We start from the raw sequence: 15620 nt of genomic DNA, 5'->3' as shown, positions 1-15620 counted from the left end.
ATCTGTAGGGGGCTCACACGTCGGCCGGGTTGTCGACGATCGTCTCGATATCGACGCGCAGGCTTCCGTCCTCGGTGCTGTCAGAGTATCGTCCGACGCGGCCCAGGGCGGCCCAGATCGCCGGGTCGACACGATTCCGGCTGATTCCGGTGCTCGTGATGGCGATGGGGATGACGAGTCGGCGGTCGGGGCGCTCGGATGCTCCAGGAGCGAGAGGTCCGACCTGGATCGTCACCGTGCGGTTCGCGGCTGTCTTCGGTCGGCTGTCGGTCACCAGCAGCCATGCGGCCGCGAGCAGGCCGTCACGCTGCGTCGAGTCGAGCAGACCCGCAAGGGCGGACTTGTCGATGAGGGTGACGGTCTTGCCCAGCAGCTCCGACTCGCTCACCGCGTGGTACAGCCACGTCTCGCGGCGTCCTTCGATGAGGTGCAGACGCAGCTCGGTCGCGAGGGACGCCGCCACCGACGCGGTCTTGGGCGACAGCGGGAGCGCGGTGCGGCCTGTCGCGATCGCGTCGAGCAGGTTCTCCGCGGCGAGGTCGAGGCGCGCGAGCTCCTCCGAGGCGAGCATGCCGACCGCGAAGCGGGGTGCCGAGACGTTCGACTGCACGAGCACCCGATCGAGTTCGTTCTGCACCATCCGCCGGTAGCCGTGCACGAGAACGACCCCGATGACCGCGGGGAGAACGGCGAAGGTGATCGCCGCGAGCTGCGGGCCCACCGTATCCGCGTCGAACGGGGCGTTCGGCGGCGTCGCGAGGAACATGCACAGCGCGAGTCCGAGTCCGAGCGCCGCCGCGGCTCCGAGCACCTCAGCAGCACCGCGGTGCGTCACGACGAGGAGCAGCACAGCGCCTGCCGCGGTCGCGGATGTGAGCGCGCTGCCCATGGGGTCGATCGTCCACACGGCTGTGACGTCGAAGGCGGCGGTGGCCGCGATGCCGACGAGCACGAGGAGGAAGACCCAGGTGGGCATGCGCTCGCTGCCGAGACGGGTGCCCAGGATGGTGCCCGTGGCGGTTGCCACGAGGACCGCCCACGACGCCGCTGCAGCAAGCGGGATCGTGTACTGCTCCCACGACAGCACGAACCACACGAGCCCGTACGCGATCCGCAGGATCACGAAGATCGAGGCGCCGAGGGCGAGGAACGCGATGCCGAGGCCGGGGCGTTCGCCCGCCTGGCCGAGGCGCTTGGCGCGGCTCGTGACGGCGCGAGCCGCGTTGCCGACGACGATGCCGAGCGTGTTCTCCTCGGGGAGTGTGCTCACTTGGGAACCTCCAGCACGACCGTGGTTCCGGCTCCGGGCGAGGAGAACAGCCGCGCGTTGCCGCCCACTTCGCGCAACCGTGCGACCACCGATTCCGCGAAGCCGAGATTGGCCTCTTCGATGTCGGCGATGTCGAAGCCGACCCCCGCATCCGTCACCATCGCGCGCACGGTCGTGTCGTCATCGGTGATCGTCACGTGGGCCTGCGTGACCCCGGAGTGGCGGCGCACATTCTCGAGGCACTCCGCGAGGGCCAGGAGGAACGCATCGAGCACCTCGGTGGGGAGGTGCACCTGCCCGGTGCCGTGCCAGCTCACCTGGAGACCCATCCGGCCGAAGCGGTGTTTGACCGACTCGAGGGTGCGGCCGAGCACGGGCTCCGGTTCGCCTCCGGCGGCGAGCTGATAGCTGCCCGAGGATTCGGGGGTGGGCGTGGACCCGAGGCGCAGCTGCCGCAGAAGCGCTGCGTCGTCGGCGGCCTGCTCGCGCAGCGCCTGCGGCGTCACGCCGACACCCGAGTGGGCGAGGAGGGTGAGGGTGGCGAGCACGGTGTCGTGCAGCAGACGGGCCGACTGACGGCGCTGTGCTTCCAACTCGCTTGCCTGACGCTCCGCGCGGTGTGCTCGGCCGATGCTCCCGATGCGCGAGGCCACCTGCGGCACTCCGGCCGACACCCACCAGCCGATGCCCGCGGTGAGCACCCACCCGAGGATCACGAGGCCCCCCATGCGCAGCGACTGCGGTGAGCCGGCGGTGAGCACGAGAACCGCGACGAGGACAGCGGCGCACGACAGGATGAGTCCGACGAGGCGCCAGAGGCTTCCGCCCAGCACGATCGCGATCGAGGCGAGAGCGCCCGCCACGAGGAGCTGAAGCGCGAGAAGCCCGCCGGAGCCGAGGTCCGTGCTGCCGGCGTCCGTCATGACGACGGCGATGCCGATGCCCGTCGCGAGCACCGCGACGATCCACGCGGGGTTGCGGCTGTACCCGAGGACGACGAAGAAAGCCGCGAGGAGCACGTACAGCGAGATCCCGAGAGCGGTCGTGTCGCTTCCGGCGACGGCGCCGGGAAGCGAGAAGCACGCGGCGGAGACGGCGGTGAAGCTCAAGCCGTAGACGCGGGCCACTCGCTGCAGAACGCGGTCGCGTTCCTTCGCGAGGAGGTCCATCTCGGATGTGTTCCTTCGTGGTGGTTCGGGGGACGTAGCCACATGGTGACAGATGACGACACCCGAAAGGGGGTGACACGCGCACACGGCGCGTCGCGGGTGCGCGCTCAGGCGTCCAGGAGACGCGTGAGCTGTGCCCCGACGAGCGCATCCTCGATGAGGAACGCGTCGTGTCCGAACGGCGACGAGATCACCACCGGCTCCTGGCCGGTGAGGCTGTTCGGGATGTGGCGGGCGATGATCTGCTGCCCGGGCACCGAGAACAGCCGGTCGGAGTCGATGCCGAGGATGAGTCCGAGGCCCGTCGCCCGCTCGAGCGCGGCCGCCACCCCGCCGCGTTCGCGCCCGACGTCGTGGGAGTTCATCGCCTCGACGAGCGTCAGGTAGCTGTTCGCGTCGAATCGGCGCGTGAACTTGTTGCCGTGGAAGTCGAGGTAGCTCTCGACGGCGAAGCGTCCGCCGCCGCCCATGGGGTTGAGCCCGCTCTGCCAGCTGCGCGCGAAGCGCTCGTCGAGCTCGCTGGGCGAGCGGTAGTTGAGCAGCGCCATGCGCCGGGCGAGTGCGAGCCCACGGTGGGGTCCGGCGCCGTCTTCGGCGTTGTAGTAGTCCCCGTCATTCCATGCCGGATCCATGCGGATCGCCTCCGTCTGCACCGAGTTGAGGGCGATCTGATCAGCCGTCGACACCGGGGGAGCCGCGAGCACGGCGAACTTCGGCACCATCTCGGGGTGGGTGATCGCCCACTCGATGACCTGCATGCCGCCCATGGAGCCGCCGATGACGGCACCCCACGCATCGATGCCGAGAGCAAGGGCGAGTGCGTGCTGTGCGGCGACTTGGTCGCGGATCGTGACGAACGGGAAGCGCGCTCCCCATTCGACCCCGTCGGGAGAGACCGACGCGGGGCCCGTCGAGCCCTGGCATCCGCCGAGCATGTTGGGCGCCACGACGAACCAGCGGTCCGTATCGACGACCTTGCCGGGGCCGACGAGACCCGACCACCATCCGCCCGTCGGATGCCCGCGGCCCGGGGCGCCGATCACGTGGCTGTCGCCGGTGAGCGCGTGCAGCACGAGAACCGCGTTGTCGCGAGCCTCGTTGAGCTCGCCCCACGTCTCGTACGCGATCGACACCGCCGGGAGGCTGCCGCCGCGTTCGAACGTCATCGGGCCGATGTGCTGGAACAGCCGATCGCCCGGGTCGTCGCCGATGCGCCACGCGCCGGATGCCGGAGGGGCCGCCGAGATCGCGCGCCGATTGGACTCGGTGACGAACGCGGACGGCACCGCGTCTTCGGGGGTCTGCCAGTCCATTCCACCCATTCTGGCGTGCCTGGGCGAGTGTTACGTGCGACCCGCTGTTCGCCGAACCGGGAAGGGCCGGATGCACGTGGCATCCGGCCCTTCGGTGACCCGCCGTGAGCGGGTCGGGGTGCGTCAGGCGTTCGCGCCCGCAGCGGAGACGCGTCGCGCGGCGTCGAAGCCGGACTGCAGGTCGGCCTTGAGGTCGTCGATGTGCTCGAGACCCACCGAGAGACGCACGAGACCGGGCGTCACACCGGCGGTCAGCTGCTGCTCGGGGGTGAGCTGCGAGTGGGTCGTCGACGCGGGGTGGATGATGAGGCTGCGCACGTCGCCGATGTTGGCGAGGTGGCTGAACAGGCTCACGTTCTCGACGAGCGCACGCCCGGCGTCCGCGCCGCCCTTGAGCTCGAACGAGAGCACGGCGCCGACGCCCTTGGGCGCGTAGCGGTTGGCGGCGGCATACCAGGGGCTCGAGGGAAGACCTGCGTAGTAGACCTCGGCGACATCCGGGTGGTTCGACAGCCACTCGGCGATGTGCTGAGCGTTCTCGACGTGGCGCTCGATGCGCAGCGAGAGCGTCTCGATGCCCTGGATGAGGCTGAACGCGCTGTCGGGCGACAGAGCCGCGCCGGTGTCGCGGAGCAGCTGCACACGGGCCTTGATGATGTACGCGATGGCATCGCCGAGCACCGTCGTGTAGCTCGCGCCGTGGTACGAGGGGTCGGGCTCGGTGAGTCCGGGGAACTTGTCGACGTGCTGCGACCACGGGAACTTGCCGCCGTCGACGATGATGCCCGCGATGACCGTTCCGTGACCGCCGAGGAACTTGGTGGCCGAGTGCACGATGATGTCGGCACCGTGCTCGAACGGACGGATGAGGTACGGGGTCGCGATCGTGTTGTCGACGATGAGCGGCAGGTCGTTCTCGTGCGCGACCTCGGCGACGAGCTCGATGTCGAGGATGTTGATGCGCGGGTTGCCGATCGTCTCGCCGAACAGCGCCTTGGTGTTCGGGCGGATCGCGGCGCGCCACTCCTCGGCGTCGTCCTGGTTCTCGACGAACGTGACCTCGATGCCGAGCTTCGCGAACGTGTACTTGAAGAGGTTGTAGGTGCCGCCGTAGATCGACGAGCTCGAGACGATGTGGTCGCCCGCGCCCGCGATGTTGAGGATCGCGTAGGTGATGGCGCTGGATCCGGAGGCCGTGGCGAGCGCGGCGGTGCCGCCTTCGAGGGTGGCGACGCGTTCCTCGACGACCGCCTGGGTGGGGTTCTGGATGCGCGTGTAGATGTTGCCGAACTCAGCGAGGGCGAAGAGGTTCTTCGCGTGGTCGGCGTTGTTGAACACGTACGAGGTGGTCTTGTAGATCGGCGTCGCGCGCGCGTTGGTCACCGGGTCGGGGGCCGCGCCTGCGTGAATCTGCTGGGTCTCGAACTTCCAGTCCGACATGGTGCTCCTCGTGGTTCGGGTCTGTGGTGCGCGACGTTGCGCGTGATCGAGTCGACGTTACGACTGCCGGCCGGGGCAGGCAATCTGAGATGCAACACCGCGTCACACTCGGGCCTGGCATCGCTCAGGGGCGACGGGATCCGGTGGGGTCGGTGCGGGAGGCGCTCGGCACGCGATCGTCACGGTCGACGAAGAGCCACTTCGGCTTGGGTTCGATGAGGGGCCGGAACACCCGTCTGACCCAGGGGCTCGACAGCAGAACCGAGATCGCGAGCGACGCGAAGATCATGGTGAGCAGCCACACGGCCGAGGAGTGGTCGTCCTTGAGGACCCCGGATTCGCGGATCGGGTAGAGCACGAACGAATGCAGCAGGTAGACGTACATCGTCGCCTGGCCGAACGCGGTGAAGAACGTCTCGCGCCGCGGGATGAGCGCCAGGAACGCCGTGGACAGCACGACCGCCAGCGCGATGAGCCCGAGTCGCAGCAGACCTGCCCACCAGGAGCTCTCGCCGAGAGCACGGTAGTGGTCGTCGTAGAAGAACCAGAACCGCAGGTCGATCTCTCGGAAGAGGTCGATGTTGGCGAGCACGATCATCAGCCACAGGCCGAACAGCGTGAGTGCGGCCGCGCGGATGCACCACACCGTTCCGCGGCTCGCCGCGTGCCACTGGTCGGCGACGCGTGTGTTGCGCAGCGCCCACCCCAGCACGAAGAACGGCAGGATCCCGATGGCCCGCGAGAGCGAGAAGGTCGAATCGACGTTGGGGAAGTATCCGACCATCACCGACGCGGCGATCGCCCACACGAGAGGCCACCGCAGCAGGGCGAGGTAGGGGAGGATCAGCCGGAAGATCGCGAGAGCGAGCAGGAACCACAGGGTCCACTTCGGCTCGGTCGGATTGAAGGCGTTCTTGCCTTCGACGATCCACTGCACGAGCGACCAGATGCCCTGCATGATCGCGTACGGAAGCACGATGTCGGTGATCACGCGGCGCATCTGACGCGCACCCGGGGGAGTCGCTTTCGAGAAATACCCCGAGATGATGGCGAACGCGGGCATGTGGAACGCGTAGAGGAACAGGTACAGCGCGAGTGCGTTGTCGGAGTCGCTCGTCTGGCGCTGGATGGCGTGTCCGGTGACGACGAGCACGATGCACGCGAATCGCGCGTTGTCCCAGAAGGGCACTCGCTCCTTGACAGCGATCGACTGGGGGGTCCCGCTCATCCTTCAACCCTACGCAAGGGGCAGGCCCTGTTCGCCTAACGTGGGGGTCATGTCCTATCGCGTCGTCGTCACGGGTGCCAGCTCCGGAATCGGGGAGGCGACCGCGCGTCGCTTCGCCGCGAGCGGATGGGAGGTCGTGGGCGTCGCCCGCCGCGCCGACCGTCTCGCCGCGCTCGCCGAGGAGGGTGTGCTCATCCCGATCGTCGCGGATGTGACGGTCGCCGAGGACGTCGCGCGAGTGCGGGCCGAGGTGGAGGCCATGGGCCCGCTGCATGCGCTCGTGAACAACGCGGGCGGCGCGATCGGCGTGGAGACGGTCGAAGAGGGCGACCCCGACGACTGGCGCGCCATGTTCGAGACGAATGTGCTCGGCACGCAGCGCATGGTCGCGGCGCTCCTGCCCGCCCTGCGCCGTGGCTCGCTCGAGCGCGGCGCGGCAGACATCCTCGCCGTCACCTCGATCGCGGCGCACGTCGTGTACCCGGGCGGCGGCGGCTACAACGCGGCCAAGCACGCGCAGCACGCGCTCATGGCGGTGCTCCGGCTGGAGCTCGGCGGCGAGCCGATCCGCGTCGTCGAGATCGCTCCCGGAATGGTCAAGACGGACTTCTCGCTCAAGCGCCTGCGGGGCGACGCCGAGGCCGCTGAGGCGGTCTACGCGAACGTCGCGAACCCGCTCGTGGCGGAGGACATCGCCGAGGCGATCGTGCACGCGGCGGAGCTGCCCGCGCACGTCAACCTCGACCTGGTGACGATCAAGCCGGTCGCGCAGTCGGCCGCGCGCGTGTTCGCGCACGGGCCGCTCGTTCCCAAGCTCTGACGGCGGCGTGGCCGGGACATCCCGCCCCGGCCACGCTCGCGGATCAGTGGATCAGCGCGTCTCGTCCGCCGTCGCGGCTTCGGCGTCGGCCGTCGCCGGCTCGTCGGGCAGCGCGTCTGCGAAGGCGAGCTTCGGAACCGCGAACAGAAGCACGACCGAGACGACGGCGCCGAGTCCGCACACCGCCCACACGGTCATGTAGCCCGCGAGCGGGGCGACGGTCTCGCCCACGTCCGCGGCGGCGCTCACGAGGACGACGCCGAAGAGAGCGGAGGCGAATGCGCCGCCGATCGTCTTGGTCGTGTTCGTCATGCCTGCCGCGATGCCCGTCTGCCCCTTCGGCGCCGCCGCGGCGGCGGCAGCGGGGAGCGCGGCGACGAGTGCGCCCGAACCCATGCCCGCGATCACCATGTTCGCGATGACCTGCCAGGCCTCGAGGTGGAAGGGCAGGAAGAGCAGGTATCCGACGCCCACCAGCGAACTCGCAAGCACGAGCGAGAGCCGCGGAGAGATGCGCTTCGACACCGCAGCGAACGCGAGAGCGCCGAGGATCATCGACACGAGGTAGACGCCGATGAGGTAGGAGCGCACGGTCGCATCGAAGCCGAGACCGTATCCGTGGATCTCGGGGTCGGTGCCCGCGTAGGTCGCAAGCGGCGTCTGCGCGCCGAGCACGGAGATGCCGAAGAGGCCCGCGGTGATGAGCAGCGGCCACATGGTCGGCTGGCTCATGACGCGCAGGTCGATCGCGGGGTCGGGATGACGCAGCTCCCAGCGCGCGAACACCCACAGCACCGCAGCACCGAGCACGACGGCGATCGCCAGAAGGCTGAGGCGCGTGTCGAGCGGAACCGGCATGCCGTCGATGTCGTCGACGCGCAGGAACACGAGGCCCGCGGTGATGAGCAGCAGGCCGATCGAGAGAAGCGTGAACCCGAACCCGTCGAACTTCCGTACGCCCGCAGGCTCCGACTCCGGCACGCCGAACAGGATCGCGAAGAACACGAGCGTCACGGCGACAGCGGGGGCGAACAGCGTGAGCATGATGTCGCCGGAGGTGGCCTTGAGGATCTGCGCGCTGCCGAGCGCGCCCATGATGGCGCCCGCCTCGAGCGCGACGACGAGGAAGCCGGCGGCGCGGCGCGTCTGCGAGGCGGAGGTGCCCGTACGGCGGCCGCGATCGAAGATGAGCGCCACCTCGAGCGGCAGCCACACCACGTAGAAGGCCTGCAGCGACCACGCGATGAGGAAGCTCCAGAAGTCACCCGAGAACGCGAGCCACCAGGTGGCACCCGCGGTGAGAGCGGTGGAGAGGAGCAGGATCCTCTTGTGCCCGAACATGTCGCCGAGCTTCGCGAAGATCGGCACGATGATGGCCGCGAGCAGCAGCTGCGACGCCTCGAACCAGTTGAGGTCGCCATCGGTCACGCTCAGGTGCACGGCGATGTCGGGCATGAGCGGTACGTAGAAGCCCTGCAGGATGCCGCTGACGATCTCGAGCACGAAGAGGAATCCGACGAGAGCGAAGGTGATCGCGCCGGCATTGCGGGTACGGGTCATGTTCGGATGCTACTGGCACGCCGAGGTGACTAACGTTGTGGCATGGCGGGCGAGATGAGTGTGTCGATCGAGCGGCGGGGCGCGCGATGAGCGTGCATCTCGTCGGAGGGGGATGGACCGATGAGTCCGGCGCCGGTTGCGCGCGGACATTCATCGAGGAATCGGCGGAACGCGCCGCGTTGAGCGGTCGCGCCGTTCCCCGCATCGCGGTGCTCATCATCGGCGACGTCGAGGAGCACATGCGCGAGTACAGCGCGATGTACGCCCGGATGCTGCGGGATGTCGCGCCGTGCGAGCCCGTCGTGACGTCCCTCCTCCGTCCCGCCGTCTTCGAGGCGGGCGTGCTCACCGACATCGACGGCCTCCTCGTGGGCGGCGGAGTGACGCCCTGGTACCTCGAGGCGATCGATCCGCTCATCGAGGAGATCCGGCTGCTCGTCGCCGATGGGCTTCCCTACCTCGGCTACTCGGCGGGCGCGATGATCGCCGCCGATCGGGCGATCGTGGGCGGGTGGCGCATCAACGGCGTCGAGGTGTGCCCGGAGGAGACGGGCGAAGGTCTCGACGAGGTGACGGTCGTCGAAGGCATCGCCCTCGTCGACATCGCGGTCGACGTGCACGCTGCCCAGTGGGGCACGCTCAGCCGGCTTGTCGCGGCGACCGAGGCCGGCCTCGTCGACGGCGGCGTGGCGATCGACGAGCGCACGGCGCTCATCGTCGACGACCACGGTTTCGGAGTGCGCGGAGACGGCAGCGTGTGGCAGGTGATCGACGCCCCTGCGGGTGTCATCGTGGGCACGCTCGGCGGATGACGCGGCTCTTCGACGCGCAGCTGGATCCCGGCTGGCGCGACGCGCTCGCGCCGGTCGCAGACGACCTCGAGCGGATCGGGGAGCGCCTCGACGCAGAGACGCGGGACGGCATCGCGTGGCTTCCCGCGCGCGAGAACGTGCTGCGCGCATTCCACGCCCCGCTCGCGGATGTGCGGGTGCTCATCGTGGGGCAGGATCCGTACCCCACGCCGGGCCACGCGATCGGACTGTCGTTCGCCGTCGACCGGCATGTGCGCCCGCTTCCCCGCAGCCTCGTGAACATCTACCGGGAGCTGACCGACGACCTCGGCATCACGCCGCCGCTCCATGGTGATCTGTCCGCGTGGGCGGACCAGGGCGTGCTTCTGCTCAACCGCACGCTCACGGTGCGCGGGGGCGCACCGGGATCGCATCGTGGGCTGGGCTGGGAGAGCGTCACATCCCACGCGATCCGCGCGCTCGCCGCTCGCGACCAGCCGCTCGTGGCGGTGCTGTGGGGGAGGCATGCCCAGGAGCTTCGGCCGCTGCTCGGCGATGTGCCCGTCGTCGAGTCGGCGCACCCGAGCCCTCTCTCGGCGCGCAACGGCTTCTTCGGGTCCCGGCCATTCAGCCGCGTGAACGCCCTGCTCGCCGAGCAGGGCGCGGCGGGGATCGACTGGGATGCGGGTCCCGCAGACGAGCTCTTCTGACCGCGGAGCGCGTCTCGAAGCGCATTCGGTGGCACAGTGGAGGAGTGCGGCCGTTCGCTCGCGGCCCCTCGCACCTCACGTGACGGACACCGGAGAGGCCCATGCTGGAAGAGGAATACAACCCGCCCCGTCAGCTGCCGCGCCATCTGCGGAAGGCCCCCGACCCGGAGCCCGAGTTCGCGTTCGCCATCCGCGACGCGACCGAGGCCGACCTGCCGTACATCCGCGAGATCTACAACTACTACGTCGCGAACTCGATGGTGACGTTCGATGAGGACCCGCAGACGCTCCGGCAGCTGCGTGAGAAGTTCCGCCACAACGCGAAGTTCCCCTACCCGTGGATCGTCGCCGTCTCGCCCTCTGGCCAGGTCCTCGGCTACGCGAACGTCTCCCCGTGGAAGCAGAAGGCGGCGTACCGCTTCACGGTGGAGAACTCGATCTACCTCGGTCCCGCTTCCACCGGAAAGGGCCTGGGGTCAGCGCTCATGGCCGAGCTGCTCGAGCGGTGCAAGGCGGTGGGCATCAAGGAGGTCATCGCGGTCATCGCCGACGGGGGAGCGGAGGCGTCGATCGCCCTGCATGAGCGGTTCGGCTTCACCGAGGTGGGGCGCATGGGCAAGGTCGGCTACAAGTTCGAGCGCTGGATCGGCACCGTGCTGATGCAGAAGAGCCTCAAGGACTGATCTGCGCGTTCAGCTCGCGCCCACCTGCGTGCTGACGTCGTCGGCGAGCTCCACAGCCCAGTCGTACTGCTCCTCGCCGCCGAGCCCGGTGATGACCGAGATCCAGCTCGTGGGCCGCACGAGGTTGATGATGGCGGGGGCCGCGACGCTGTCGCCGGTCCGTGCATAGATGCGCAGGTCGCCCTGCTCGATGATGTTGAGGGCCTGGTCGACGAGACCGGTCACGATCCCGTCGCGCGTTGCGGGTGTGACGGGGGCGATGGAGATCGTCACCGAGTTCTCGGGAACCTCCTCCTCACCCCAGATGCACGTGATGCCGCCCGCGAGCTGCTCCGGTGTCGGGTCGGCGAGGAAGCTGTCCCCGTATCTGCCGTCGGGGCCGGCGAGCAGCTCCATCCCGAGCCCATCGAGTTCGTCGATGCGCGACGCGGGAAGGGCGTCAGCGCACGCGGTCGGCATCCGGAATTCGGGTTCCGCCGCATCGGGGGTCGGCTCCGCGGTCGGGCCGGACACGGGAGGCGTGGGGGAGTCGGTGGGGGTCGGCGCACTGTCGTCGGCGGCGCACCCGGTGAGGCCCACCGCGAGAAGCGCGGCGAGGAGGAGGCTGTCACGCATTGTGCGCTGTCTGGTCACCGGTTCCTCCTCCGTCGCCGCGAATCTATCAGCTGGTCTCAGCTGCGCGGAGTCGCTCGGCGCAGCAGCGCGTGGCCCGCGAACGCGGCGATCACGCCCATCACGATCATCACGCTCGCGACGCCCACCGTTCCTAGTTCGATGAACACGCGAGCGAACTCGCCCCACGTCTCGGTGAAGGTGAGGAGCGCCACGAGCCCCACGACGAGGAAGCCCAGCAGGAGGAACGTGATGGTGAGGCCGACCGCTCGCCACCGCACGAATACGGCCGCGAAGATGGCTCCCGTGAACGAGAAGAACACGAACCAGCAGAAGTAGATCCACCACTGCGCGACGATGCCCTCATCGGTGGCGACGCCGAAGCTGCGGAAGAACGCGCCGTGCACACCCCATCCATTCGTCGCGCGCTCGAGCTCGGCGGCGATCGTGAGGATCGTCGCGTAGACCACCGAGAGCAGCGAGAACGTCACGGCCGTGCCGAAGCTGAACGCCCGACGCGTGGATCCGAACCCGAGCGCGAGCGGAAACGTCTGGTTGACGGCCTGAATGGCCACGACCATGAAGTACACGAAGATGTACGTCACGGCGCCGTTGAAGCGGATCCCCTCGCTCGTGGCCTCGACGTCGGCCGGGTCGATGTTGGCCATGACGATCGCCCAGATGCTCCAGGTGAGCAGGAAGATCGCGGCGAGGATGACGAGCGGCCACACGAGCACCGTCGCGGGGTTGGCGGTGAGGAGTCGTGTGACGCGCCAGGTGCGGGCGAGGAGGCCCGGCTCGCGCGCGGCGGCGGGGGCGGTGACGGCGGTCATGCGGAGGCTCCGTTCTGGGCGGCGGCGGTGATGCCGGAGGTGGTGCGGATGACGAGCTGCTGAAGCGAGACGGGGGCGAGCTCGAGGCCAGCTGCTGTGGCTGCGGCGCGTCCGGCGGCGTCGAGGCCGGCGATCGTGGCGCTCGCGAGCCCGCCGATCGTGGTCGTGTGGACGACCTCGCGGCCTTCCGCGAAGGCCTCGACGACGCTGCGCGGACCGACGACGTCGGTCGCGGTTCCGCGGAGCTCCTCGGCGTCGGCATCGATGATGATCCGGCCTTCGTCGATCACGAGGATGTGCTCGAGGAGGTCGGACACCTCGTCGATGAGGTGCGTGGAGAGCACGACGGTGCGCGGGTGCTCGGCGACGTCGGCGAGCAGCGTGTCGTAGAACAGCTGGCGGGCGACGGCATCGAGTCCGAGGTAGGGCTCGTCGAAGAAGGTGAGCGGCGCGCGGCTGGCGAGGCCGACGATGACGCCGACGGCCGAGAGCTGCCCGCGGGAGAGCTTCTTCATCCGCCGGTTGATCGGCACGCGGAACTGCTCGACGAGCTGGGTCGCGAACTCGGCATCCCAGCCGGCGAAGAACCATTCGGCGCTGCGCAGCACATGCTTCACACGGAAGTCGTCGGGGTAGCGCTGGCTCTCCTTGATGAAGCACACGCGCTCGAGCACGCGGGCATTCTCGAGCGGGTGCTCGCCGAAGACCCGGATGTCGCCCGCGGTCGCGAGCTCCTGGCCGGTGAGCAGCTGCATGAGCGTGGTCTTGCCGGCTCCGTTGCGGCCGAGGAGGCCGTGGATGCGGTTCTCGGTGAGGGTGAGACTGACGTCGCGGACCGCGTGGACGGCCCCTGCGCCGGTGCCGTAGGTCTTGGAGAGACCGTCGAGCTGGATGACGGTGTTCATCATTCGCTTCCTTCGTGGATGAGTAGGGCGACCTGTGCGGGGGTGATGCCGAGCTTCTGAGCCTCGGCGAGGAGGGGTGCGAGGTATTGCTCGCGGAAGGCCTCTCGGCGTGCGGTGATGAGGCGCTCGCGCGCACCTTCTGCGACGAACATCCCGATTCCTCTCCTCTTGTAGAGAACGCCCTGGTCGACGAGCAGGTTCACGCCCTTGCCCGCCGTGGCGGGGTTGATCCGCAGGAATGCCGCCCACTCGTTGGTGGAGGGCACCTGCGCTTCCTCGGCGAGGGCGCCCGAGATGATGTCGTTCTCGATGCGCTCTGCGACCTGCAGGAAGAGAGGCCGACTGTCGTCCACGCGCGCTCCCTTGTTGATTGGTTCATTACTTGAGTAACTAACCAATCAGCTTGGCCTCCGAATGTCAAGCCGTAGGGTCGGGAGGGTGTTCGAACTCCATCACCTGAGTGCGCTCGAGCAGCTCGACTGGCTGCGTCGCGGGGAGGTGACGCCGCGCGAACTCGCGGAGCACTATCTCGCTCGCATCGAGCGGATCGACCCGCAGCTCGGCGCATTCGCCCTCGTGGAACCGGAGCTCGCGCTGCGGCGGGCGGATGCGGTCGCCAGTCGTTCGCACGCGCTCGCGCTGTGGGGGCTCCCGCTCGCGGACAAGAACCTCGCCGCTCGCGAGGGGCGCGTGAGCGACTTCGGGTCTCGCTCCTTCGCCGGTGTCGTCGCGGAGGAATCCGACGAGATCGTGCGCGTGCTCGATGACGCAGGCGGCGTGAGCCTCGGGGCGACGATGGCCCCGGAGTTCGGGTTCCCGAGCTACACCGAACCCCTCTCCGGCAGGCCTACCCGCACGCCCTACGATCTCGCACGCGGCGCGGGCGGATCGAGCGGGGGAGCGGCGGCCGCCGTCGCTGCCGGGCTGCTTCCCGTGGCCCCCGGATCAGACGGCGGCGGATCGATCCGCATCCCCGCAGCGGCGTGCGGACTCGTGGGGCTCAAGCCGTCGCGGGGACGTGTGCCTGCCGCCTCCGGGTTCGGGTCGCTCGCGGGGCTCGTCGTGGGCGGCCCGATCGCACGGAGCGTCGCGGATGCCGCGCTCCTGCTCGACGCTCTCGTCGCGCCGAGCGGCGCCCCGGCGTCGTGGGCGACGGAGGCGCGGGACGCCGAGGGGCCGTTCCTCACGGCTGCGACGCGTGGCGAAGGGCGGTTCCAACTCGCCGTGACCATCGACTCGCCGTGGTCGACCGCGTACGACATCGAACTGGAGCCAGCCGCACGCGAGGCACTCGACCGAGCGATCGCGGAGTTCACCGCGCTGGGTCACGGCATCGAGGAGCTCGCTGTTCCCGAGGAGCCCGGCTACGCCGCCGCCTTCCGCACAGTGTGGCAGGCCGGAGCTGCGACGCTCCCCGTCGAGGGCGACCAACTCGACCGCGTCGAGCCGCTGACTCGGTGGCTCGTGGAGGAGGGGCGCGGTCTCGGCGCGCGTGAGCTGGGCGAGGCGCTCGCCTGGCTGAGCGCCTATGAACGCCGCACGATCGCGCGGTTCGCGCCCTTCGACGCCGTGCTCACGCCGACGCTCGCGCAGGCCCCGCGCCCCATCGGCTGGTACGACGCGGAGGATCCGGAGCGCAACTTCGCCCAGCAGTGCCGCTACTCGCCATTCACGAGCTTCGTGAATGTGGCAGGGCTTCCGGCGATCACGCTCCCCATCCATGAGACGGCCGAGGGGCTGCCGATGGGCGTGCAACTCGTGGGGCGTCCAGGTGGCGAACGCGCGCTTCTCGCGCTCGGTGCGCAGCTGGAGCGGCAGATCGGCTGGCACCGGCGCCATCCAGCCGCCTGGCGGGAGTGAGTCACGGCACTTTCCCATTCTCAAGTTAGGTAAGCCTGACCTATACTGGCGTCGATGCTTCTCGCCGACCTGCTCTCCTCATCGCTCGCCTGGAATCCCGAAACCGGCGACTCCGTGCTTCTCGGCGCCGTGGAAGCGGACATCCCCGTCGTCGAGGCGATCACCGCGACGCTTCCGGCGAAGGCACGCGGCCGCATCTTCATCGAGGTCGAGAACGCGGACGCGATCCGCGAGCTTCCCGCCCCCGGTCGCGTCTGCGTCACGTGGCTGCTGCGCGAGCGGGGCCAGAGCCTGCAGACCGCCGTCGATGCGTGGCTCGCCGAGATGCTGCCGGTCGAGGCCGATCGTGAGCACCGCGTCTACGCGTGGATCTCCGGCGACGACTCGGCGCGCGTCGTCACCTCCGACTGACCTCATCCGACGCGA

General features: G+C 69.2%; 15 protein-coding genes and 1 pseudogene. 6 read left to right on the top strand and 10 right to left on the bottom strand.

Annotation, left to right across the window (positions count from 1 at the left end; translation table 11 throughout):
* Nucleotides 1-13: 13 nt before the first annotated feature.
* The 5 genes and pseudogenes from HCR12_RS08560 to HCR12_RS08540 form a co-directional block, all read right to left on the bottom strand.
* On the bottom strand, nucleotides 14-1270 hold the full coding sequence (locus HCR12_RS08560) for a hypothetical protein (RefSeq protein ID WP_166865340.1): 1257 nt from the start codon (nucleotides 1268-1270) through the stop codon (nucleotides 14-16).
* Complete coding sequence (locus HCR12_RS08555; RefSeq protein WP_166865337.1) at nucleotides 1267-2439, bottom strand: sensor histidine kinase; 1173 nt, start codon at nucleotides 2437-2439, stop codon at nucleotides 1267-1269. The genes HCR12_RS08560 and HCR12_RS08555 overlap by 4 nt, the downstream gene beginning before the upstream one ends.
* A 107-nt stretch (nucleotides 2440-2546) precedes the next feature.
* Nucleotides 2547-3752 carry a homoserine O-acetyltransferase MetX gene (gene metX / locus HCR12_RS08550; protein WP_166865334.1) on the bottom strand — a complete coding sequence of 402 codons (1206 nt, stop codon included), beginning with the start codon at nucleotides 3750-3752 and terminating at the stop codon, nucleotides 2547-2549.
* Nucleotides 3753-3875: 123 nt separating this feature from the next.
* Nucleotides 3876-5204 (bottom strand): annotated as a pseudogene (locus tag HCR12_RS08545) (bifunctional o-acetylhomoserine/o-acetylserine sulfhydrylase); the annotation flags it as partial.
* A 112-nt stretch (nucleotides 5205-5316) separates the two neighbouring features.
* Nucleotides 5317-6420 (bottom strand): acyltransferase family protein, encoded by a 1104-nt coding sequence (locus HCR12_RS08540; RefSeq protein ID WP_166865328.1) that lies wholly within the window; start codon nucleotides 6418-6420, stop codon nucleotides 5317-5319.
* Between the two features lie 49 nt (nucleotides 6421-6469).
* On the opposite strand from HCR12_RS08540, the gene HCR12_RS08535 reads away from it, so the two are divergent.
* A complete protein-coding gene (locus HCR12_RS08535) occupies nucleotides 6470-7240 on the top strand; it encodes an SDR family NAD(P)-dependent oxidoreductase (protein WP_166865325.1) in 771 nt (256 codons plus the stop codon).
* Between the two features lie 51 nt (nucleotides 7241-7291).
* Here the strand turns inward: HCR12_RS08535 and HCR12_RS08530 are convergent, their stop codons facing one another.
* On the bottom strand, nucleotides 7292-8800 hold the full coding sequence (locus HCR12_RS08530) for an MFS transporter (protein WP_166865322.1): 1509 nt from the start codon (nucleotides 8798-8800) through the stop codon (nucleotides 7292-7294).
* An 86-nt stretch (nucleotides 8801-8886) separates the two neighbouring features.
* Between HCR12_RS08530 and HCR12_RS08525 the strand changes: the two genes are divergently transcribed.
* The 3 genes from HCR12_RS08525 to HCR12_RS08515 all read left to right on the top strand — a co-directional run bounded on the left by HCR12_RS08525 (nucleotide 8887) and on the right by HCR12_RS08515 (nucleotide 10984).
* Entirely contained in the window at nucleotides 8887-9612 is a 726-nt protein-coding gene (locus tag HCR12_RS08525) for a Type 1 glutamine amidotransferase-like domain-containing protein (protein ID WP_166865319.1), read from the top strand.
* Nucleotides 9609-10301: a uracil-DNA glycosylase gene (locus tag HCR12_RS08520; protein ID WP_166865316.1), complete on the top strand. Its 693-nt coding sequence runs from the start codon at nucleotides 9609-9611 to the stop codon at nucleotides 10299-10301. The genes HCR12_RS08525 and HCR12_RS08520 overlap by 4 nt, the downstream gene beginning before the upstream one ends.
* A 101-nt stretch (nucleotides 10302-10402) precedes the next feature.
* A complete protein-coding gene (locus tag HCR12_RS08515) occupies nucleotides 10403-10984 on the top strand; it encodes a GNAT family N-acetyltransferase (RefSeq protein WP_166865313.1) in 582 nt (193 codons plus the stop codon).
* Between the two features lie 9 nt (nucleotides 10985-10993).
* Here HCR12_RS08515 and HCR12_RS08510 read toward each other — a convergent pair whose 3' ends face one another.
* From HCR12_RS08510 to HCR12_RS08495, 4 genes are read right to left on the bottom strand one after another with little or no spacing between them, the layout of a single operon-like run.
* Entirely contained in the window at nucleotides 10994-11599 is a 606-nt protein-coding gene (locus HCR12_RS08510) for a hypothetical protein (protein ID WP_166865310.1), read from the bottom strand.
* A gap of 56 nt (nucleotides 11600-11655) precedes the next feature.
* The gene (locus HCR12_RS08505) at nucleotides 11656-12429 is read right to left on the bottom strand and encodes an ABC transporter permease (protein WP_166865307.1); all 774 of its coding nucleotides are present in this window, start codon (nucleotides 12427-12429) and stop codon (nucleotides 11656-11658) included.
* Nucleotides 12426-13334, bottom strand: a complete 909-nt coding sequence (locus HCR12_RS08500) for an ABC transporter ATP-binding protein (protein ID WP_166865304.1) — start codon at nucleotides 13332-13334, stop codon at nucleotides 12426-12428. The genes HCR12_RS08505 and HCR12_RS08500 overlap by 4 nt, the downstream gene beginning before the upstream one ends.
* The gene (locus tag HCR12_RS08495; RefSeq protein WP_166865301.1) at nucleotides 13334-13687 is read right to left on the bottom strand and encodes a GntR family transcriptional regulator; all 354 of its coding nucleotides are present in this window, start codon (nucleotides 13685-13687) and stop codon (nucleotides 13334-13336) included. The genes HCR12_RS08500 and HCR12_RS08495 overlap by 1 nt, the downstream gene beginning before the upstream one ends.
* Nucleotides 13688-13772: 85 nt before the next feature.
* Here HCR12_RS08495 and HCR12_RS08490 point away from each other — a divergent pair, with 85 nt between their 5' ends.
* Both HCR12_RS08490 and HCR12_RS08485 read left to right on the top strand, forming a co-directional pair.
* Nucleotides 13773-15194 carry an amidase gene (locus HCR12_RS08490; RefSeq protein WP_166865297.1) on the top strand — a complete coding sequence of 474 codons (1422 nt, stop codon included), beginning with the start codon at nucleotides 13773-13775 and terminating at the stop codon, nucleotides 15192-15194.
* 54 nt (nucleotides 15195-15248) lie between these two features.
* Complete coding sequence (locus HCR12_RS08485) at nucleotides 15249-15605, top strand: SIP domain-containing protein (protein WP_166865294.1); 357 nt, start codon at nucleotides 15249-15251, stop codon at nucleotides 15603-15605.
* Nucleotides 15606-15620 lie beyond the last annotated feature (15 nt).

It is taken from the genome of Salinibacterium sp. ZJ70 (assembly GCF_011751865.2).
Classification (GTDB): Bacteria; Actinomycetota; Actinomycetes; order Actinomycetales; family Microbacteriaceae; genus Homoserinibacter.
The sequence above is the reverse complement of the archived record's forward strand: the minus strand, read 5'-3'. Positions and strand labels throughout refer to the sequence as shown.